We start from the raw sequence: 20,873 nt of genomic DNA on the forward strand, positions 1-20,873 counted from the left end.
GACGCAAAAACGCGGCCCGCGCGAGTGGACCGTCTTCTGCGTACGTTCTCTTCCATCCGGACTGTAACCGTCGGCTCCGGAATCGCACCGGATCTGCTGACCCTTCCGATAGGTCGAAGGCGCTCGCGGGCTTGGGGTCGAGACCCTTACCGCCGGTGGGGACTTTCACCCCGCCCTGAGAACTTAACGCGGGTAGGTATGGAGGGGTGGCAAGGTGCTGTCAATGGCGGTCGTCATTCTAGGGCGGAGCAAGGAGCGAAGCGACGCGCGCAGACCCTAGAATCCATTCCGTGACGCTAACATGTTGCAACGGCTACAGAATTCTGCACCGCTGCGCTCGATGGCGGAGGTCACGGCATGGATTCTCGGGTCAAGCCCGAGAATGACGTGCTGGGGGAGATCAGCCAATCACCCACGCTCCGGAAACATCGCCTTCAGCCCCTCGCGCGAGGCCTTCGCCACGCCGCGCTCGGTGATAAGCCCTGTCACCAGCCGCGCCGGCGTCACGTCGAAGGCAGGGTTCGCCGCCGGTGTCGCATCCGGCGAGACCCGCACCTGCGCGATCTTGCCGTCCGCCGTCTTGCCCCAGACAAGCGAAACCTCGTCGCCGGAGCGTTCCTCGATCGGGATTTCGGCGAGCCCGTCCGCGACCGTCCAGTCGATGGTGGGCGAGGGCAGCGCCACGTAGAACGGCACGTCATTGTCGGCGGCGGCCAAAGCCTTCAGGTAGGTGCCGATCTTGTTGCAGACGTCGCCATTGGCCGTGGTGCGGTCGGTGCCGACGATCACCATGTCGATGTCGCCATGCTGCATCAGATGGCCGCCGGCATTGTCGACGATCAGCGTGTGCGGCACGCCGTGTCCGGCCATCTCCCAGGCGGTGAGCTGGGCGCCCTGGTTGCGCGGCCTGGTCTCGTCGACATAGACATGCACCGGAATGCCGGCCTCGGTCGCCAGATAGATCGGCGCGGTGGCGGTGCCGTAGTCGACGGTCGCCAGCCAGCCGGCATTGCAATGGGTGAGGATGTTGACCGTCTCGCCCGGCTTCTTCTTCGCCGCGATCTCCTTGATGATGGCAAGCCCGTTCTCGCCGATGGCGCGGTTCAACCCGACATCCTCGTCGGCGATCTCGACGGCGCGCTTATAGGCCGCTTCGGCCCGCTCCCCGGGCGCGAATGGCTTGAGATGCCTGCGCATCTCGTCCAACGCCCAGCGCAGGTTGATCGCCGTAGGCCGCGTTTTGTGCAGCGTCTCCCATACCGCGTCGAGCGCTTCGTCCGACGGATCGTCTTTCATCTGGATGGCGACGCCATAGGCGGCGGTGACGCCGATCAGCGGCGCGCCGCGCACCCACATGTCGCGGATCGCGGTGGCGATGCCGGCGACGGTTCCGATCTTTTCGATACGGAACTCATGCGGCAGCCAGCGCTGGTCGATGATCTCGACCGAACGCTTGTCGTCGCTGAGCCAGATGGTGCGGTAGTGGCGTTCGCCGACGTTCAAATTCTGTTCTCCTGTTCGATCAGCGCGGCGAGATTGTTGACCTCGTCGATGCTGTGGATCTGGCGCCGGTTGACGGCGATGTGGCGGCCGAAGCGCAAAGCCTTGGCCTCACATGTGGCGCGCCGGTCTTGATCGGCAATGGTCTCGAAATCGGCATTGTGGGCCAGCCCGAGGATGCGCCGGTGCACCTCGATGCCGGCAAAGCCGAGCAGGTCGGTCCAGATGGAATGCAGCATGTGATCGAGCGCCTGTTCGGAGCCGAGCAGGTCGCCCTGATCCTCGAACAGGCTCTTCTGATAGAGCAGGCCGGTGCGCTCGGTGCGCCACAGATTTGAGAACTCCGCGCGGAAGGTAGCCCAAGTCTCCGCTGTGACACCGAGCAGATAGGCGCGCATCGAGTTCCTGCTGCCTTTCTCCTCATGGCCGTGCTGCGAAAAGAAGGCCATCCAGAAATTGGCGAGCAGCATGCCGACATCGAAGGCGATCGGGCCATAGAAGGCGAATTCCGGATCGATCATCCGGGTCTCCGTGTCGGTCACCATGATCGAGCCGGAATGAAGATCGCCATGCAGCAGCGTCTCGGCATTGGCGGCAAAGAGATGCTTCAGCCGCTGCGCTTCGACCTTGAGGTCGCGGTCGGCGCGCAGCTCCGCCACCAGGCCGTCGAGCTGCGGCGAGGTGTGCCGGTTCATCTTGGCGTCGAAATAGGGATCGGAAAACACCAGGTTCTCGGTGATGTCGCAGAGCTCGACATTGTCGGCGAACAGCGCCAGGTCGGCCTTGCGCTCTTTCGTCACCATCGACAGGTCCGAGCCGCGGAACAGCGTGCGGGCCATGAACAGGCCGATGTCGCGCGCGATGTTCGGCAGTTCGCGGCCGTCGATCAGCGCGCGCCGCAAGATGATGTGCGGCGGCGCCAGATATTCCATGACGATCAGCGCCTGGGTCTCGTCGAAATGGTAGATCGCCGGCACCGAGCCGGGCGCGCGTGCCTCCTGCCTGGTCAGCGCATGATATTCGAAGAAGGAGCGCTTGAGCGGCAGCGGCCAGCTGTCGCCGACCAGCCGCACATAGGGCAGCGCCTGCTTGACCACCGCGGCGCCCTGGTCGCCCTCGACGATGAAGACGAGGTTGAGATTGCCGTCGCCGACCTCGCGTACCTTCCACTGGCCGGCGTCCTTGCCGATGCGCTCGGTCAGCGCCGTGGTCTCGCCAAGGCGCTTCGGCAGCGTTTCTACCGACAATGCTTCGAACTTCCCGGTCATGCTCTCCCCCTCCTGCGCGCGGTTTCCGACGATAGCGGAGCCACGGCGGCGGGGCCAAGCTAGGAAGCGCTTTGGCAAATGTCAATCGTGTTGACAATTGCCGAATGAGCCCATAGCGTCACCAGCCGGGAGGAACGGATGGGCGCAGATGCCGTGTTCCATGTGGAGGGCCTGAGGAAATCCTTCGGCCAGAACGAGGTGCTTGGCGGCATCTCGCTCGATCTCTTTGCGGGCGAGGTGACCGTGCTGATGGGCGCCAACGGCGCCGGCAAGTCCACCCTGGTCAAGATCGTCAGCGGCGTTTATGCGCGCGGCGCCGGCTCGATGCAGCTCGCCGGCAAGGCCTTCGACCCGCAGACCCCCGCCGAAGCCATCCGCGCCGGCGTCGTCACCGTGCATCAGAACATCAATGACGGCGTGGTGGCCGATCTCGATGTCGCCACCAACCTGACGCTCGACCGGCTGAGCGGCAAAGGCGCGTCGTTGCTTTTCAAGCCGGCCAATGTCCGGGCCGAAGCGAGGGCCGTCGCCGACCGCATGGAGCTGACCATCGACCTCAAGGCGCGCGTCAGCGACCTGTCGTTGGCGGATCGGCAGATGGTGGCCATTGCGCGCGCCATGGCGCACCAGCCCAAGGTCCTGATCCTCGACGAGCCGACCTCCTCGCTGTCGAGCGCCGAAGCCGACCGCCTGTTTTTGCTGATCGACCGGCTACGCGGGCAGGGCGTCGCCATCCTCTATATCTCGCACCGCATGTCCGACATCCGGCGGCTCGCCGATCGCATCGTGTCGATGCGCGACGGCGTCGTCTCCGGCCTCTTCGAGAAGAAGCCGCTCGACTATGAGGGCGCCGTCAACGCCATGCTCGGCCGCAAGATCCATCTCGACAGGGTTGTCGCCAGAAGCTCCGCACGCGCCGTCTTCGCGGCAGAAAGCTTGCAGATCGCGCATGGTGCAAAACCGATCTCGATGACGCTCGGCACCGGCGAGGTGGTGGCGATCACCGGTCTGGTCGGCGTCGGCAAGACGGCTTTGGCGGAAACGCTGTTCGGCGTGCGCAAGCCACTTGCCGGCACCATGCATATGGACGGCAAGCCCTACACGCCGGGCTCGGCGCGCGAGGCGATCGCAGCCGGCGTCTTCCTGGTCGCCAAGGATCGCGCCGCGAGCGGCATCGTCGGCGGCTTCAACATCGAGCGCAACATCAGCCTGCCGTTCCTCAAGCGCATGTCGGGCCTGGGCGTCATGAAGAAGCGCGCCGAGCGCGCCGTCGCACGCCGCCAGATCGACGAGCTCGGCATCGTCTGCCGCTCGGAGAAGGACGAGCTGTCGGCGCTTTCCGGCGGCAACCAGCAGAAGGTCATGGTGGCGCGCTGGATGTCTCAGGCCTCGCGGCTCTTCATCCTCGACGAGCCCTTCCAGGGCGTCGACATCTCGGCGCGCCGCGACATCGCGGCCAAGCTGAGGGCCAGCGCCGACGGCCGCGCGACGCTCATTTTCGTCACCGAGATCGACGAGGCGCTGGAGACCGCCGACCGTATCCTGGTGATGTCGGAACACACGATCGTCGGCGAGCACCGCAACGCCGACATCGACCTCGACCGGCTGCTGGCGGAAGTGGCCGGCGGACCGCTTCACAGCGCGGTGTGAGGTCGAGTAATTTGCATGGAGTGGACTTGGAATGCGTTTGACTTCGAATGCGGCGCGGCGGGGCGCTGAGTGATGTTGCGCGACTACGCCATCCGCTACGGCTTCATCGTCCTGCTGGTCGGCTTGATCGCATATTTCGCGATCGCCGCCGACGGTTTCGCTTCGCCGCAAAGTGCCGTCTTCATCTTCCAGTCGGTAGCCATCACCGGCGTGCTGGCGCTCGGCGTCACCGCGACGCTGGTCGTCGGCGGCTTCGACCTCTCGATCGGCTCGGTCGCCACCAGCGCCATGATGGCGGCTTCCTACGCCATGGTCGTGCTGGAGCAGAATGCGATCGTTGCCGTCATCGCCTGCCTCGTCATCGGCGTCATCGTCGGCCTGATCAATGGCTGGCTGATCGTCTATATGCGCGTGCCCGATCTGCTGGCCACGCTCGGCATGATGTTCCTGCTGCTCGGCCTGCAGCGCATCCCGACGGAAGGGCGCTCGATCGCCACCGGCATGACCATGCCCGACGGCTCGGTTGCCAATGGCAAGTTCTCGGAAGCCTTCCTGGCGCTCGGTCGCCACCGCATCGACTTCTTCATCCCGAACCTGATCCCGGTTTCGGTGGTGGTGCTGGTGGTGCTCGCGCTGCTGATCTGGTTCTTCCTCGAATACACCCGCTTCGGCCGCATGATGTATGCGGTCGGCTCCAACGAGAGGGCGGCTGAACTCGCCGGCGCGCCTGTCAAGGCATACAAAATCTGGGCTTATGTGATTTCGGGAGTTTTTGCCTCGATCGGCGGGATTTTGCTCGCCGCCCGGCTTGGACGCGGCGACATCGCCTCGGGTAATAATCTCTTGCTTGACGCTGTCGCCGCGGCGCTCATCGGCTACGCGGTGCTCGGCGCCGCCAAGCCCAACGCCTTCGGCACGGCCGTCGGCGCGGTGTTCGTCGGCGTCCTGCTGCAAGGCCTGACGATGATGAACGCTCCCTACTACACGCAGGATTTCGTCAAGGGCGCGGTGCTTGTCGTCGCCCTTGTCTTCACCTTCGCCCTTTCCGGCAGGGGCAAGAGATAGTTTCGACCGGGGCATTGAGACAAAACGGAGGAAAACGAAGTGAGCATCACAAGAAGACTTTTGGGGAAGGCAGCACTCGGCCTCGCCGGCGCGGCGCTGCTGATGCAGGGCACGGCTTTGGCGGCGGACAAGCCGGCGCCGTTCGACAAGCCGGGCGTGAAGATCGCGCTGGTGCGCTATCTTTCGACCGGTGACTTCTTCCAGGCCTATCTCTCGGGCGTCGAGGCGCAGGCCAAGGCGCTCGGCGTCGACCTGCGCGTGCTGGACAGCCGCCAGGACGCCGCCCTCCAGGCCGACATGGTCGACCAGGCGATTGCGCTCGGCGTGCAGGGCATCATCATCCAGCACGGCCTGACGGAATCGATGAAGGATGCCGCCCAGCGCGCGGTCGACGCCGGCATCAAGGTGGTTGCCTTCGACGTCAATGTCGAGAACCCAAAGATCCCGCAGATCGAGCAGTCGGACAAGGATCTCGCCAAGCTCGCGCTCGAGCAGGCGGTCAAGGACAATGGCGAAAGCTGGAAGGCCGGCTATGTCTATGTCGCCGGCATCGCTCCGCTCGACCGCCGCAACGAGACCTGGGTGGACGTGAAGAAGAAGTATTCGGGCATCAGCGAGGTCGCGCAGTTCGGCACGCTCGACAACCCGATCGCCAACTCGGTCGCCAACCAGGCGCGCTCGGTGCTGCAGGCGCATCCCGACATCAAGGTGATGTTCGCGCCCTATGACGAGTTCGCCAAGGGCGTGAAGATCGCCGTCGACGAGGCCGGCCTGAACAAGGGCATCAAGATCTACTCGGCCGACATCTCGACCTCGGACATCGCCGCGATGCGGGAGCCGGACAGCGCTTGGGCGGCCACTGCCGCCACCAACCCGGCCGTCGTCGGTCAGGTCTCGGTGCGCGCTTTGGCGCAGTTGCTCGCCGGTGAGGACCCCGGCCACAACGTCATCGTGCCGCCGACGCTGATCACCCAGAAGGAGCTGATCGACAAGGACATCAAGAACATGGAAGACCTGTCGGCCAAGCTGCCGCAGTTCGCCCATGCCGATGTCGCGATGCCTGCCTGGATGCCGAACCCGAACGCCAAATAAGGGTTCTGCTTGTCGCTGATGTGGAGAGCGGCCCAATGGGCCGCTCTCTGTCTTTTTCAGGGGACCGTTGCGACCTCATCTTTGCCAGAAGGGCAGTTTCGCGATCTCCGCTTCAACCTCCTTTTTCGTCAGTCCGATGTCGTCGATCAGATGCGGATTGTCCGTCACCATGCGCTTGAGCTCGAAGCGAAAATAGGCCTGCTTCCGTCGCTCGGCGAAAAAGCTGCGCAAGGCTGAGAGGCTGTAACGCCGGCGGCCCTTGATCTCGGCTGGGCACGTCGCCAACGGTGCGCAAGGCGCAAGAATATCGTTCATGGCAACCTCCATGCGGTGCGGGTTCGGAAACCCGTGATCTGATTGAGATTGCAGTGTGCCGCAGGCGCCCGGCGGCGTAATTAAGCCCTCCCAAATAGTTCTCAAAACTTCCAAATCGGCTATAGATGCCCCGCATGCAGGGATCGCGCTTCGCTTTTGGACCGTTCGTGTTTGATCCTGGCGCGGGAACGCTGCTTCGGGGCGATGTTCCCGTTGCCGCAGGTCACCGCGGGCTGAAGCTTTTGGAAGCGCTCATTGCGCGCCCCGGCGAAATCCTGGCCAAGGCCGAGTTGATGGACGCGGCCTGGCCGGGCACGGCCGTCGAGGAAGGCAATCTCACCGTGCAGATTGCCCAACTCAGGAAGCTGCTCGGTCCGGCGGCCGGTGGCGGCGAATGGATCGCCACGGTGCCGCGCGTCGGCTATCGCTTCGCCGGCGCCGTCGAACAGGCCGACGCCAGGCGCAAACCCTTGCCGCTACCCGACAAGCCATCGATCGCCGTGCTGCCCTTCGTCAATCTGAGCAACGATCCCGAGCAGGATTCTTTTGCCGACGGCCTGACCGAAGACCTGATCACCGATCTCTCGCGGATCCCGGGCCTGTTCGTCATCGCGCGCAACTCGGTGTTTGCCTATAAGGGCAAGGCCATGGATGTGCGCGCCATCGCCGGCGAACTCGGCGTGCGTTATCTGCTTGAGGGCAGTGCGAGGCGTGCCGCCGGGCGCGTGCGCATCAACGCGCAGCTGATCGACGCGCTGAGCGGCGAGCATCTGTGGGCGGAGCGTTTCGATCGCGGCCTGGAAGACATTTTCGCCGTCCAGGATGAGGCGACCGCCAAGATCGTCGAGGCGCTGCTCGGTCGATTGCGCGCGCCGCCGGTACGCAACCGGCCGAAGAACCTCGAAGCCTATGATCTCGTCGTGCGGGCGCGAAAGATGTTCGACGAGTCGCCGCAGATGGCGCGCGAAGCGCATCTGATGCTGACGCGCGCCATCACGCTCGACCCCGACTACGCCGAGGCCTATCGCTGGCTCGCCATGAACCACTGGATGGGTTGGGTGCATTGGGGCGATCCGTTCGAGCCTGCCCGCAGCACGTCCCTCGAACTGGCGCGCAAGGCCGTGGCGATCGATCCCAACGATGCCGGTTGCCGCTGGGTGCTGGCGAACCTTCTTGCCTATGAACGCGATTTCGAGCGGTCCGAGGCCGAATTCGCCAAGGCGATCGAGCTCGATCCGAACGAGGCCGATATCTGGGCGACCCTGTCCGACATCGAGGTTCTGGCCGGGCAGATAGACTTGAGTCTCGAACACATCCGCAAGGCGTTCCGCCTCAATCCGTTCCCGCCGAGCTGGTATTATCTCACGCTCGGCCAGGCGCAATATGCGGCCCGCGACTATGAGGCCGCTGTCGAGACGCTGCGGCGCGACGAGACCTATCGCACCAGCTCACGCCGCTTCCTGGCGGCAGCCCTTGCTCAGCTCGGCCGCCTCGACGAGGCGCGCACCGAGGTTGCGCTGTTCCTGGTCGGCAATCCGCATTTTTCCACGCGGCGCTGGGTCGACACAGAGCCGTTCCGCGACGACGCGGTGCTGGAGCATTTCGTCGACGGCTTCCGCAAGGCCGGCCTGCCCGAGTGAAGCCGGCCACGATGATGGGGCTAGTCGCTCCAGCACAGGGATTTGACTGGTCGGCTCTGTTTGCGTTGGCAGGTGGCATGCCTTGGGGATTGGCCGAAACGCCCACGCCGTCGTCATTCTAGGGCGGAGCAGGAGCGAAGCTCCGTCGCGAAGACCCTAGAATCCATGCCGTTACCTTCGCCAAGGAGTGCAACGGAGCAGAATTCTGCATCGTGGCAACGCCTCAACATCACGGAATGGATTCTATGGTCTGCGCCGCGTCGCTTCGCTCCTTGCTCCGCCATAGAATGACGACTTGGGGCGGCTTCAACCAATCTCCGGTGTTCGCGCTGATTTCACGATAATGAGCGGAAAATCTTGTACCAAGACAAACGGCAACCCCGCGTCCAATTCCTCAGATTTTTTCACCGGCCGGCGCGCGCCAACCCATGCGCCACCAGACGGTCGATGACCTCTGGATAGCCGACGCCGCTGGCCGCCATCGCCTTGGCGTACATGCTGATGTTGGTGAAGCCCGGAATGGTGTTGAGCTCGTTGATCAGGAATGTCATGTCCGGCATCAGGAAGAAATCGACACGGGCCATGCCGTCGCAGCCGAGCGCCCGGAACGCTTTTGCCGCCGTGCGGCGCATGGCGTCCTCGACTTCCAACGGCAGCTCGGCCGGCACGGTCAGGGCCGCGCCATTCTCGTCGATATATTTGGCGTTGTAGTTATAGAAGCCGTGGCTTTCGGCAGGCACGATCTCGCCCGGCCGCGAGACGAAGAGCTCGCCCGCTGGGCTCTCCAGCACGCTGAACTCTATCTCGCGGCCGCGAACGAATTCCTCCGCCAGCAGCTTGCTGTCGTGCTGGAACGCTTCCGACAGCGCGCGATCGAATTCCTGGCTGCCATTGACCTTTGCCACGCCGACCGACGAGCCTTGCCGTGCCGGCTTGATGAACAACGGCAAGCCGAGCTTGTCTTCCAGTTCGGCAAGCGACGGCGGCGAGGCACCCTCGTCGATCGTCACCGAGCGCGCGACAGGCGCGCCGGCCGCCTTCAGCAGCCGCTTGGCGATGTCCTTGTCGAGGGCGGTGGCCGAGCCGAGGATGCCGCAGCCGGCGAGCGGCACGCGCGCCACTTCCGCCAATCCCTGCACCGCGCCGTCCTCGCCGTGCAAGCCGTGCAGCACCGGAAACAGGATGTCGAGGGCGGGCAGGTCGTGGGGCGCGCCGCTGGCAGGGATTGCCAGCATCCGCCCATGCCCGCCCGGCACCAGGCAAAGCTGCGTGCCGACCGATGGCGTCGCCAGCGCGCCGTTCTCGAAACCGCTCAGCAGCCACTGCCCTTCGCGCGTGACGAAGATCGGCACGGCGTCGTATTTCGCCGGATCGAGCGCGGCCATGACATTGGCCGCCGAAAGCAGCGACACCTCATGCTCGGCGGAGCGCCCGCCGAACAGCACACCGATACGCAGTCTTTTCGCGGGCATCGACAACTCCACCAATGATCGGGGTTGGAGCTCGTACGCGAAACACCAGACATCCCCCTTCAACTCCCCGAGTAGTAACCGAAGGATTGGAGTGGGACTTTGACCGGTTGAAGCAGTTTTTCAGCAGAAGCGCGAAAGGCCTTCCGTTCGGAACCGCGTCAAGACGAGGAGCGGTTCATCCGTTTATGAAACGATGAACCGCTCCAAGGCTGTGTTGTTACGTCCTCAGCGTAGCGCCGCCGCGATGTTGCCGCCGTCCACCGTCGTCACGTTCGCCGTGGTGCGTTCGGCCAGCGCCTGGTGCAGGAAGGCCTGCGCCACGTCGTCGGCCGTCACTTCCTGCCCCAGCAGATTGCCGGACATGTATTCCTTCTCCGACACGCCGCGCGCGCCGGAGCGGCTGGCGATCATGGCGTCGGTCAGAAGGCCGGAGCGGATGCGGTCGGCGTTGACCGCATTGGAACGGATGCCATGGGCGCCGTAGTCAAGCGCGTACTGCCTGGACAGGAACAACGTCGCCGCCTTCGGGATGCCGTAGGCGCCGAATTTCGGGCCGGGATTGATCGCCTGCTTGGAGGTGTTGAAGAGCAGCACGCCGCCCGTGCCCTGTTCCAGCATGATGCGCACCGCGTTCTGCGCCGCCGACTGGTGGGCAAAGAAGTTGAGCTCGAAGCTCTTGCGCAGCATGGCGTCGTCGAGCTCGCCGATGCGGCCTTCCCAGGCCGCGCCCGCATTCGAGACCAGGATATCGACGCCGCCATAGACGGCAACCGCCTTGTCGAAGGCGGCGCGCATTTCGGCCGGGTTGGTGATGTCGGCGCCGACACCGATCGAGTTGTTGCCGGCCGCCTTCGCCGCGTCCGCCGCCTTGGCCGGATCGAGGTCGACGATCACCGCATGCGCACCGTTGGCGGCGAACAGTTTTGCCGTCGCGGCGCCGATCGCGCCGGCGCCGCCGGTGATCAGCACCACCTGGCCGGTCAGCGGCTTCGGCTTGTTGGAGGCGAGCTTGGCCTGCTCCAGCGACCAGTATTCGAGCGGAAAGAGGTCGGCCTTGGAGAGCGGATGGAAATTGCCCACGGCTTCGGCGCCGCGCACCGCCTCGATCCACATCTCGCCGACATCGGAGGCGATCTTGGCGTCCTTCAGCGTGCGGCCATGGCCGAACATCCCCAGCCCCGGCACCAGCGTCAGGCGCGGCATCGGGTCGAGCATGGTGCGCTTGACGTCGTCCAGCGCGTCATTGGTCTCGAAATAGGCGGTGTAGTCCTTGACGAAGGCCTCGACATGGCTGCGCACGACGCCCTTGTAGTCGCCGAACTTGTCGGCGTCGGGCGCGGGCACGGCCATCGGTCCGGTCTTGATGCGGATCGACAGGTCGGGCGTCGACACGCCGCGCCCGGCATAGTCGGCGATCTTGGCCGAATTGATGAAATCGACGATCGCATCCGAGGTGCGGAAGTCGCTGATCATGCGGTCGAAGCGGCCTTCGCCGCGCGCCACCGCGACGGCGCCGCGCAGCGTCGGCGCGATGTCGCCGGGCTTGGCGAGCTTTGCCGGCAGCGCCGCCTTAGCCGCCTGCGGCTTGCCGTTTTTGGCGACATAGTCCTCGGCCACGTTCACGTAGTGGATCATGCGGTCATAAGCCTGCTTGGCATCGTCGCCGAAGGTGAAGATGCCGTGCTTGTCGAGGATCAGGCCTTCGACGCTCGGATCGGCGTCGAAGACTTCCGCCGCCACCTTGGCGAGGTCGAAGCCCGGCTTGATGTAGGGCACGTAACCTAGTCTGTCGCCGAACACGGCCTCGATCAGCGGCTTGCTGTCTTCCTGGTCTACGATGGCGAGGATCGCCGTCGAATGCGTGTGGTCGACGAAACGGTGCGGCAGGAAGGCGTGCAGCAGCGTTTCCACCGATGGGTTCGGGGAGGCGGGGTCGATGAGGTTGGAGCGCTGCAGCGCCACCATGTCCTCGTCGGCTAGCGTTTCCAGGGAGCGCGCCTTGAGCAGCGCGCCCATCTTCACCGCCGGCAGGCCCTGCGGCTCGATGACGGCCATGTCCCAGCCGCTGCCCTTGACGCAGAGCACGTCCCATTCGTCGCCGACCAGATCGGTGGCCTTGGTCTTGCAGGACGTGTTGCCGCCGCCATGCAGCACCAGCCGCGGCTCGCCGCCGAGCAGGCGGGTCGTGTAGACGCGCAGCGCAAGGTCGCGGCCGACGCCCTTCCTGGCATAGTCGGCAACCATCTTTTCCGCGTCGGCGTCGTTCCAAAGGTTCTTCATGTCGATCCGTCCGATACTCGTCTTTTTGCTCATGAACAGAAAGCCGCGACGCCTGTATGACAGAAGCGGCGAGGGTGGTTTTTCTAGGATGCTTTCTTGCCGGCTTCGCCCGCGTGATTGAGCAGGCGCTCGGCCATATGCGCGCCGACCACCAGATGCGTGCAGAGCCCGCCGGCGATGGCCGAAAGCAGCGGCTCGAACTTGGTGTCTTCCTGCACCACCATCAGCCGCTTCTCGATGGCACGCAGCGAGGCGAGCTCGGCGGAGATGACGCGCCGGTTGTAGCTGCAGTCGAGCACCTCGCCCTTGGCGTCGATGATCTGCCCGGCGATGACGCCGGCGGCACCTTGGCTGCGCAGCGCTTCCATCTCGGCCGGCGACAGCGCGCCGCATTTCACCAGATGGCTGTCGGCATCGACCGCGCCGACGGAGTAGAGTGCCAAGTCGCAGTCGGCGATGCCGGCAAGCTGGTCGCGGATCACCGGTTCTGCGCGCAGGCTCTTGGCCAGCTCTTCCGTCGACAGCACCAGTGGTGCGTAGAAGTTCAGGCCCTTGGCGTTCAGCCGCCGCGCGATCTCCATCGTGCACTGGTCGGGCCGATAGGAATAGGGCGCGCCGAGATTGCCGCAGAGCTGCACCACGGTGACGTCCTGCAGGTCGGCAAAGGACATGATGTCGGCGATGGTGTAGACGGTGCGGCCCCAGGCGACGCCGATGCGGTCGCCTTTCTTCACCAGTTCGAGAAAGACGCTCGCCGCCAGCACGGCGATGTCGGTCGAGGGATCGGCGAGATAGGCATTTTCCGGCGCGATCCAGACCGCGTCGAGCCCGAAGGCGTCTTCAAGCTGGCGCGCCGTGACGTCGTCGGTGAAGAGCTGCGTCGAGGTCGAGATGTTGACGATGCCGGTCTCGCGCGCCTTGCGCAGATACATGGCGACCGAGGCGCGTGAAATGTTGAGCTGGCTTGCCACTTCATCCTGGCGAAGGCCGTGGGCATAGTAAAGCCAGGCGGCCTTGTGGATGAGCTGTTCTGCCGGTCTGATCGCCATGCCGCCTCCTCGGCTGACATTAGTCACGGCTCTCGACAAAAGTCAAATTTGCCCGCGTGAGCCTCGATCGTCTCACGGCGCGGCTCAAGCCGGATCGCCATTCCACCAAGCCGGCGCAGCATAGCATTTTCAGCCAAGGGAGGGGGATAGCGTGACGGCATGCGCAAGGTTAGAAGATTCGAAAAGAACTTTGGGGAGAACGGGATGGCCAATCCCTACGAACAGGATCTCGACAGGAACGCCGCCAACCACCAGCCGCTGACGCCGCTGACCTATCTCGAGCGCGCGGCCAAGACCTATCCAGACCACATCGCCATCATCCATGGTAACCAGCGCATCACCTACCGCGATTTCTGGCGCCGCTCGCTGAAGCTTGGCTCGGCGCTGGCCAAGCGTGGCATCGGCAAGGGCGACACGGTGACGGTCATGCTCTCCAACACCCCGCCGATGCTCGAAGCGCATTTCGGCGTGCCGATGACCAAGGCGGTGCTGCATTCGCTGAACACCCGCCTCGACGCCGCCGTCATCGCCTTCCAGCTCGACCATGCAGACACGAAGGTGCTGATCGTCGACCGCGAGTTCTCGGGCGTCGTCAGGCAAGCGCTGGCATTGGCCAAGGCCAAGCCCTTGGTCATCGACTATGACGACCCTGACTATGCCGCCGACGCTCCCTATCCGAAGGGCGAGCGCATCGGCTCGGCCGACTACGAAGAGTTCGTCGCCGGCGGCGACGAGGCTTTCGCCTGGTCGATGCCCGATGACGAATGGGACGCCATCTCGCTCAACTACACGTCCGGCACGACGGGCAATCCGAAGGGCGTCGTCTACCACCATCGCGGCGCCGCCCTGATGGCTTACACCAACACCATCCATGCCGGCATGGCCAAGCACGCGGTCTATCTCTGGACGCTGCCGATGTTCCATTGCAATGGCTGGTGTTTCCCCTGGACTTTGGCCGTTCAGGCCGGCACGCATGTCTGCCTGCGCTGGGTAAGGCCGAAGCCGATGTATGACGCGATCGCCGACCATGGCGTCACCCATCTGTGCGGCGCGCCGATCGTCATGTCGGTGCTGATCAATGCCAAGGACGTGGACAAGCGCCAGTTCCCGCAGATCGTCACCTTCAACACGGCGGCCGCGCCGCCGCCCGAGGCCGTGCTTTCCGGCATGGCCGACGCCGGCTTCGCCGTCACCCATCTCTACGGCCTGACCGAGACCTATGGCCCGGCGGTCGTCAATGAATGGCACAATGAGTGGGATGCGCTGGAGAAGGGACCGAGGACGGCGAAGAAGGCGCGCCAAGGCGTGCGCTATGCCGCGCTCGAGGGGCTGACAGTGATGAACCCGGATACCATGGTGGAGACGCCGGCCGACGGCGAGACCATCGGCGAGGTCATGTTCCGCGGCAACATCGTCATGAAGGGCTATCTGAAGAACAGGAAGGCGACCGACGAGGCCTTTGCCGGCGGCTGGTTCCATTCCGGCGATCTCGGCGTCATGCATCCCGACGGCTACATCCAGCTCAAGGACCGCTCCAAGGACATCATCATCTCGGGTGGCGAGAACATCTCCTCTATCGAGGTCGAGGACGCGCTCTATAAGCATCCGTCGGTCGCATCCTGCGGCGTGGTTGCCCGCGCGGACGAGAAATGGGGCGAGGTGCCGGTCGCCTATGTCGAGCTGAAGCCGGGCAAGAGCGCGACCGAGGCCGAGATCATCGAGCATTGCCGAGGGCTGTTGGCGCGCTTCAAGGTGCCGAAGGCGGTACTGTTTGCCGAGATCCCGAAGACATCGACGGGCAAGATCCAGAAGTTCAGGTTGAGGGAAATGGCGAAGGGTATCTAACTTTCGTCATCCTAGGGTGGAGCAGTCGCGAAGCGACGTCGCGGAAACCCTAGGATCCATGCCGTGACCTTGCGGCCGTACTCATGCGGGCGAGGATAGCCACCAGCGGCACCGCGCAAATTGACGTAACATCTTGATCCGCCTCACTCTTCGGCGAGCGTCACGGAATGGATCCTCGGGTCTGCGCGCGTCGCTTCGCTCCTTGCTTCGCCCGTGGATGACGGCCACACAGGTCATGGCTCCAATCGCCAACGCTCCCTTGTTCCTGTCACCATCTGTCACCAAATTATACGCGTACGTCGATTTCGCGTTGACTCCCCGTCACTTTCGTTTTACGACTGATGAAAATTGAAATTCGTCACTCGTCAAAACGAAAGCGCCATGTCCGAAGCCGCCAACATCGTGGCAGACCCCGCCAGACAAGAGAATGTGACCCGCATTCTCGACTGCGCCGAGCGCCTGTTCCGCCACTACGGCTACGGCAAGACCAACGTCGCCGACATTGCCCGCGAGCTCGGCATGTCGCCGGCCAACATCTACCGCTTCTTCGCCTCCAAGGTTGAAATCCACCAGGCGGTCTGCGGCCGCATGCTCGGTGCCAGCTACAAGATGGCCTACGAGATCATGCACCTGCCGATCAGCGCCGAGGAACGGCTGCGCCGCTACATCCATGCCCAGTACAAGATGACGCTGGAGGTCATGCTCGACCAGGAGAAGGTGCATGAGATGGTCATCGTCGCCTTGGAGCGCGACTGGGGCGTCATCGACGCGCATGTCAACAGCATCCACGACCTCTACGCCGAGGTGATCCGCGAGGGCATCGAGGCCGGCGAGTTCAGGGAGCAGGATCCGGAGACAGCCTCGCGCTGCTTCGGCGCCGCGACCGTCATTCTCTGCCATCCGCAGATGGTGGCGCAGTGCCTTGCCAAGACCAACCGGGCGATGCCCGACGAACTTATCGACTACGCCATCAGAGCCTTGAAATAGCCGCCGCCCGCCGGGCGCGGTTTCGACAAATCATCTCCAGTTCAGGAGTGCTAAGGTGTCTTTGTCCAGTTCCATCCTCCGCAAGCTGCCGGCCGCCGGCCTCCCAGCCGTCGCCATCGTCGCAGCAGTGCTCGGCCTCGCCGGCTGCAGCCAGGAGAAGGCCGAGGTCGTCCAGGAAGTCGTCCGGCCGGTCAAGGTGGTCGAGATCGGCGAGGCGCAAACCACCCGTCAGCTCGACTATTCCGGTTCGGTGCGCGCCCGCACCGAGATGAATCTCGGCTTCCGCATCGCCGGCAAGGTCACCGAGCGCCTGGTCGATATCGGCCAGCATGTGAACGAGGGCGATGTGCTCGCCCGCGTCGATCCAGCCGATTACGAGTTGTCGGTGAAGAGCGCCGCGGCCAGCCTCGACGCCGCCGAGCGCCAGGTCGAGACCGTCGACCTCGCCAGGAAGCGCGCCGAGCAGCTCTATGCCAAGAACTTCGCGCCGAAGTCGCAGCTCGATCAGGCGCGGCTGACCTACGACCAGGCGGTGGCGACGCGCGATGCCGCGCGCTCGACGCTGGCCCAGGCGCAGAACCAGGTTCAATACGCCGATCTGAAAGCCAGCAAGAACGGCATCGTCACCGCGATTTCGGCTGATGTCGGCCAGGTGGTCGCCGCCGGCACGCCGGTCATGACCGTTGCCGTCGACGGCGAGAAGGAAGTGTCGATAGCGGTGCCGGAGATGGATATCGCCGGCTTCAAGCCCGGCAAGGAGGTCAAGGCCAGCTTCTGGTCGGACGAAGGGCTTACCCTTGACGGTAAGGTCCGCGAGGTCGCCGGCAGCGCCGATCCGCAGTCGCGCACCTTCGCTGTCCGGGTCTCGCTGCCCGACGATTCGCGCGTGCTGCTCGGCATGACCGCCAATGTCCAGGCGACCGTCGGCAGCAAGGCGCAGCTCGTGTCGATCCCGCTGACCGCGATGACCGAGAAGAACGGCAAGCAGATCGTCTGGACGGTCGATCGCGCCTCCGACACGGTGCATCCGCGTCCGATCAAGGTCGCCAACTTCACCGCCGACGGCGTCGCCGTGGCCGACGGCCTGAAACAGGGCGACGTCGTGGTCGCGGCCGGCACCCAGTTCATGACCGAGAACCTGAAGGTCAAGCTTTCCGGCGACGCCCAGCAGTCCGCTTCGGCCGAGGACGTCGCGACCACCAGCAGCCTGCACTGATGCTTGTCGCCCAAAAGTGCGAAGCGGTTTTGGGACAACGACATGCATCGAACTAAGACCTGAAGTCAGGCGAAACAGACGCCGTTCCCGCTCTCGCTGCATCGAGCCGCGAGCCGGGGAGGGCATGGGTTCCGGGCGGCGAACGCCCGATCGTGAGATGCCGGCATGTTGGCTCCCCCGCAGCAGTGCCGCGTCCAGCGCGATTTGCGAGTCTCTCCGCTTGAGGGGTCTCGCCGTCCGGAAGCCCACCGAACTCAAAAGCGGCATGCCAGGCGTGCCTTGCCGATCAATTGGACTGGACTTGTGCCATGACCACCACCGACAGCAGCACTGAAAAGCGGCCCTTCAACCTTTCGCGCTGGGCGATCGGACATCCGAGCATCGCGCGCTTCCTGTTCGGCCTCATCATCCTGGCCGGCGCGCTCGGCCTGATGCGCATGGGCCAGAAGGAAGATCCCGACTTCACCTTCCGCGTCATGGTGGTGCAGGCGATCTGGCCCGGCGCCTCTATCCAGGACATGGAGGACCAGGTCGTCAACAAGATCGAGCGCAAGCTGCAGGAAACGCCGCATCTCGATTTCGTGCGCTCCTATACCCGCGCCGGCAGCGCCATCATCACGCTCCAGGTGAAAGGCGACACCAATGCCGAGGAGGTGAAGGACGCCTTCTACCAGGTGCGCAAGAAGGTCGGCGACATTTCAAGCGACCTGCCGCAGGGCCTGCTCGGTCCCTATTTCAACGACGAGTTCGGCGACACCTTCATCACGCTGCATTCGATCAGCGGCGACGGCTTCACCTATCCGGAGCTGAAGAAATTCGCCATCCAGGCGCGCGACATGCTGTTGACGACGCCTGGCGTCGAAAAGGCCGTCATCATCGGCGACCAGCCGGAGAAGATCTATATCGACGTCTCGTCCAAGGCGCTGGCCGAGCGCGGCCTGACCATCGTCGACCTGCAGAACGCCGTCAAAGGGCAGAACGCCGTCGATCCGGCGGGCTCCGTCGACACCGGCCTGCGTTCGGTGCGCATCTCGGTCGAGGGCGACGTCACCAAGGCCGCGGATATCCGCGAGCTGCGGCTGCGCTCCGGCAACCAGGTGACGCGTCTCGGCGACATCGCCACCGTCTCTTCCGGCCTCGAGGACCCCTATGAGCGCAAATACCGCTTCAACGGTCATGAGAGCGTCCAGGTCGGCGTCGTCATGGCCAAAGGTTTTAACGTCAGGGATGTCGGCAAGGATGTCGAGGCGACCTACCAGCGTTTCGAGACCGGGTTGCCTTATGGCGTTGCGGTCGACCAGATCTCCGACCAGCCGCAGGTCGTCAAGGACGCGGTCAGCGAATTCATGGAGGCGCTCGGCGAAGCGCTGCTGATTGTGCTTGCCGTCTCGCTCCTGTCGATCGGCTGGCGCTCCGGCCTGGTGATCGCGATCGCCATCCCGCTGGTTCTGGCAGCCACCTTCGCCATTATGTACGAGATCGGCATCGACCTGCAGCGCATTTCGCTCGGCGCGCTCATCATCGCGCTCGGCCTGTTGGTCGACGACGCCATGATCGTCGTCGAGATGATGGAGCGAAAGCTCGAGGAGGGGCTGGTCAAGATCGAGGCGGCGAGTTTTGCCTACACCTCGACCGCCTTCCCGATGCTCACCGGCACGCTGATCACCACGGCCGGCTTCATCCCGGTCGGCTTCGCCGCTTCCACCGCCGGCGAATATGTGCGCACGCTGTTCTATGTCGTCGGCATCGCGCTGGTCGTGTCGTGGTTCGTCGCAGTCTATTTCACGCCGTGGCTGGGCTACATGATCCTCAAGCAGCGCAAGCACGCCGGCACCCACCACGATGTCTTCGACACCGGCTTCTACCGCCGCCTGCGCGCCACGGTCACCTGGGCCGTGCGCCACCGCATCATCGTCCTGGTGATGACGCTGGTAACTTTCGCCACCAGCCTGTGGGCTTTCCAGTTCATCCCGCAGAACTTCTTCCCGCAGTCCTCGCGGCCGGAAATCCTGGTCGATCTTTGGCTGCCGGAAGGCACCTCGATCAAGGAGGTCGAGAAGCAGGCCAAGGCGCTTGAAGCCAAGATGATGGACGATCCCGACAAGCGCTTCATCGCCACCTATATCGGCGAAGGCGCGCCGCGCTTCTTCCTGCCGCTCGACCAGCAGCTCAGGAATCCGAACTTCGCCCAGCTCCTGGTGATGGCCAAGGACGAGCCGGCGCGCGAGCGGCTGATCGTCAAGATGCGCAAGATCCTGGCGCAGGACTTCCCCTCGATCCGCGGCAAGGTCGACCGCCTGTTCCTCGGTCCGCCGACCGGCTGGCCGGTGCAGATGCGCATCATGGGCCCGGACCGCCAGGAGGTACGCCGCATTGCCGACGAGGTGAAGGCACGCTTCCAGGCCAACCCGCTGCTTGGCGCCATCCATGACGACTGGCTGGAGCCGGTGCCGGCGATGAAGCTGGTGATCGACCAGGATCGCGCCCGCGCGCTTGGCGTCACCTCGCAGCGCATCCGCCAGATGCTGCAGGCCACCATGTCCGGCGCGCCGCTTGACGACTTCCGCGACGGCGAGGAGACGGTCTCGATCGTCGCCCGCGAACCGGAGGCGACCCGCCATCTCTTGTCCTCGGTCGACTCGGTCTACATCCCGACCGACTTCGGCGGCTCGGTGCCGCTATCGCAGGTGGCCAAGGTCGTGCCGGTGATGGAGCAGGGCGTCGAGTGGCGGCGCGACCGCCTGCCGACGATCAGCGTGCGCGCCACGCTGCCGGACGGCGTGCAGTCGAACGACGTCGTCACCAAGATGTACAACGACATGAAGGACCTGCGCGCCGGCCTCGCGCCCGGCTACAAGGTCGAGATCCAGGGCGGCGCCGAAGACTCGGCCGAGAGCCAGGCCTCGATCGCCGCCAAGGCGCCGGTCATGCTCGCCATCATCGTCGTGCTGCTGATGGTCCAGCTGCAGCATTTCGGCAAATCGATGCTGGTGCTGGCGACCGGTCCGCTCGGCATCATCGGCGCCGCCGCGGCGCTCTTGATCAGCGGCGCGCCGTTCGGCTTCGTCGCTATCCTCGGCGTCATCGCGCTGCTCGGCATCATCATGCGCAACTCGATCATCCTGGTCGACCAGATAGACCAGGATATCGCCGCCGGCATGGAGCGATCGGAAGCGATCGTGGGTGCGGCCGTGCGCCGTTTCAGGCCGATCATGCTGACGGCGCTGACTGCGGTGCTCGCGCTTATCCCGATCTCGCGCGCCGTGTTCTGGGGGCCGCTGGCCTACGCCATGATGGGCGGCATCCTGGTAGCAACCGTGCTCACCATCCTGGTGCTGCCGGCCGGCTACGCGCTGTTCTTCGGCCGCGAGCCAAAGAAGGCCAAGACCGACGAGCAGGCGCCCGAGCCGGAGAAGATCGAAGGTATCGAAAGGCCACAGCTGGCCCTGGCTGCGGAATAGAGCATGATCCCAAAAAGTGCGCAGCGGTTTTTG

The 20,873-nt window shown here is 64.4% G+C and carries 14 protein-coding genes and 1 riboswitch; of the genes, 8 read left to right on the forward strand and 6 right to left on the reverse strand.

Annotation, left to right across the window (positions count from 1 at the left end):
• Positions 1-40: 40 nt before the first annotated feature.
• Positions 41-187, reverse strand: a riboswitch (FMN riboswitch).
• A 221-nt stretch (positions 188-408) separates the two neighbouring features.
• Together mtnA and mtnK are read right to left on the reverse strand one after the other, a co-directional pair.
• Positions 409-1,503 (reverse strand): S-methyl-5-thioribose-1-phosphate isomerase, encoded by a 1,095-nt coding sequence (mtnA, locus tag AC0YKC_RS00655; RefSeq protein ID WP_488509176.1) that lies wholly within the window; start codon positions 1,501-1,503, stop codon positions 409-411.
• On the reverse strand, positions 1,500-2,768 hold the full coding sequence (gene mtnK / locus AC0YKC_RS00660; RefSeq protein WP_488509177.1) for an S-methyl-5-thioribose kinase: 1,269 nt from the start codon (positions 2,766-2,768) through the stop codon (positions 1,500-1,502). Before mtnK ends, mtnA begins: the two co-directional genes overlap by 4 nt.
• 138 nt (positions 2,769-2,906) lie before the next feature.
• Between mtnK and AC0YKC_RS00665 the strand changes: the two genes are divergently transcribed.
• The 3 genes from AC0YKC_RS00665 (at position 2,907) to AC0YKC_RS00675 (ending at position 6,575) form a co-directional block, all read left to right on the forward strand.
• Positions 2,907-4,418 carry a sugar ABC transporter ATP-binding protein gene (locus AC0YKC_RS00665; protein ID WP_488509180.1) on the forward strand — a complete coding sequence of 504 codons (1,512 nt, stop codon included), beginning with the start codon at positions 2,907-2,909 and terminating at the stop codon, positions 4,416-4,418.
• 69 nt (positions 4,419-4,487) lie between these two features.
• Positions 4,488-5,483, forward strand: coding sequence for an ABC transporter permease (locus tag AC0YKC_RS00670; protein ID WP_488509182.1), 996 nt, complete (start codon positions 4,488-4,490; stop codon positions 5,481-5,483).
• Between the two features lie 39 nt (positions 5,484-5,522).
• A complete protein-coding gene (locus tag AC0YKC_RS00675; RefSeq protein ID WP_140705080.1) occupies positions 5,523-6,575 on the forward strand; it encodes a substrate-binding domain-containing protein in 1,053 nt (350 codons plus the stop codon).
• Positions 6,576-6,650: 75 nt separating this feature from the next.
• Here AC0YKC_RS00675 and AC0YKC_RS00680 read toward each other — a convergent pair whose 3' ends face one another.
• Positions 6,651-6,890: a DUF1127 domain-containing protein gene (locus tag AC0YKC_RS00680; protein WP_434725673.1), complete on the reverse strand. Its 240-nt coding sequence runs from the start codon at positions 6,888-6,890 to the stop codon at positions 6,651-6,653.
• A 125-nt stretch (positions 6,891-7,015) separates the two neighbouring features.
• Here AC0YKC_RS00680 and AC0YKC_RS00685 point away from each other — a divergent pair, with 125 nt between their 5' ends.
• Complete coding sequence (locus AC0YKC_RS00685) at positions 7,016-8,530, forward strand: winged helix-turn-helix domain-containing tetratricopeptide repeat protein (RefSeq protein WP_434721595.1); 1,515 nt, start codon at positions 7,016-7,018, stop codon at positions 8,528-8,530.
• Between the two features lie 404 nt (positions 8,531-8,934).
• On the opposite strand, the gene AC0YKC_RS00690 is transcribed toward AC0YKC_RS00685, so the two are convergent.
• The 3 genes from AC0YKC_RS00690 to AC0YKC_RS00700 form a co-directional block, all read right to left on the reverse strand.
• On the reverse strand, positions 8,935-10,002 hold the full coding sequence (locus AC0YKC_RS00690) for a D-alanine--D-alanine ligase family protein (RefSeq protein WP_488509185.1): 1,068 nt from the start codon (positions 10,000-10,002) through the stop codon (positions 8,935-8,937).
• Between the two features lie 225 nt (positions 10,003-10,227).
• The gene (locus AC0YKC_RS00695; RefSeq protein ID WP_488509607.1) at positions 10,228-12,282 is read right to left on the reverse strand and encodes a bifunctional aldolase/short-chain dehydrogenase; all 2,055 of its coding nucleotides are present in this window, start codon (positions 12,280-12,282) and stop codon (positions 10,228-10,230) included.
• A gap of 83 nt (positions 12,283-12,365) precedes the next feature.
• On the reverse strand, positions 12,366-13,331 hold the full coding sequence (locus AC0YKC_RS00700) for a sugar-binding transcriptional regulator (RefSeq protein WP_488509186.1): 966 nt from the start codon (positions 13,329-13,331) through the stop codon (positions 12,366-12,368).
• A gap of 204 nt (positions 13,332-13,535) precedes the next feature.
• On the opposite strand from AC0YKC_RS00700, the gene AC0YKC_RS00705 reads away from it, so the two are divergent.
• The 4 genes from AC0YKC_RS00705 (at position 13,536) to AC0YKC_RS00720 (ending at position 20,840) form a co-directional block, all read left to right on the forward strand.
• Positions 13,536-15,176 (forward strand): acyl-CoA synthetase, encoded by a 1,641-nt coding sequence (locus AC0YKC_RS00705; protein ID WP_488509188.1) that lies wholly within the window; start codon positions 13,536-13,538, stop codon positions 15,174-15,176.
• Positions 15,177-15,557: 381 nt separating this feature from the next.
• Positions 15,558-16,163 carry a TetR/AcrR family transcriptional regulator gene (locus AC0YKC_RS00710; protein ID WP_320294624.1) on the forward strand — a complete coding sequence of 202 codons (606 nt, stop codon included), beginning with the start codon at positions 15,558-15,560 and terminating at the stop codon, positions 16,161-16,163.
• 55 nt (positions 16,164-16,218) lie between these two features.
• Positions 16,219-17,379 (forward strand): efflux RND transporter periplasmic adaptor subunit, encoded by a 1,161-nt coding sequence (locus AC0YKC_RS00715; protein ID WP_488509191.1) that lies wholly within the window; start codon positions 16,219-16,221, stop codon positions 17,377-17,379.
• 308 nt (positions 17,380-17,687) lie between these two features.
• Positions 17,688-20,840, forward strand: coding sequence for an efflux RND transporter permease subunit (locus AC0YKC_RS00720; protein ID WP_488509193.1), 3,153 nt, complete (start codon positions 17,688-17,690; stop codon positions 20,838-20,840).
• Positions 20,841-20,873 lie beyond the last annotated feature (33 nt).

This window comes from Mesorhizobium sp. CNPSo 4661, from assembly GCF_057784215.1.

Excerpts from the sequence above, each read along its gene's own strand:
- mtnK (WP_488509177.1), bottom strand. The coding sequence starts at position 2,768 with ATGACCGGGAAGTTCGAAGCATTGTCGGTAGAAACGCTGCCGAAGCGC.
- AC0YKC_RS00665 (WP_488509180.1), top strand. The coding sequence starts at position 2,907 with ATGGGCGCAGATGCCGTGTTCCATGTGGAGGGCCTGAGGAAATCCTTC.
- AC0YKC_RS00680 (WP_434725673.1), bottom strand. The coding sequence starts at position 6,890 with ATGAACGATATTCTTGCGCCTTGCGCACCGTTGGCGACGTGCCCAGCC.
- AC0YKC_RS00685 (WP_434721595.1), top strand. The coding sequence starts at position 7,016 with ATGCCCCGCATGCAGGGATCGCGCTTCGCTTTTGGACCGTTCGTGTTT.
- AC0YKC_RS00690 (WP_488509185.1), bottom strand. The coding sequence starts at position 10,002 with ATGCCCGCGAAAAGACTGCGTATCGGTGTGCTGTTCGGCGGGCGCTCC.
- AC0YKC_RS00695 (WP_488509607.1), bottom strand. The coding sequence starts at position 12,282 with ATGAAGAACCTTTGGAACGACGCCGACGCGGAAAAGATGGTTGCCGAC.
- AC0YKC_RS00700 (WP_488509186.1), bottom strand. The coding sequence starts at position 13,331 with ATGGCGATCAGACCGGCAGAACAGCTCATCCACAAGGCCGCCTGGCTT.
- AC0YKC_RS00705 (WP_488509188.1), top strand. The coding sequence starts at position 13,536 with ATGGCCAATCCCTACGAACAGGATCTCGACAGGAACGCCGCCAACCAC.
- AC0YKC_RS00710 (WP_320294624.1), top strand. The coding sequence starts at position 15,558 with ATGTCCGAAGCCGCCAACATCGTGGCAGACCCCGCCAGACAAGAGAAT.
- AC0YKC_RS00720 (WP_488509193.1), top strand. The coding sequence starts at position 17,688 with ATGACCACCACCGACAGCAGCACTGAAAAGCGGCCCTTCAACCTTTCG.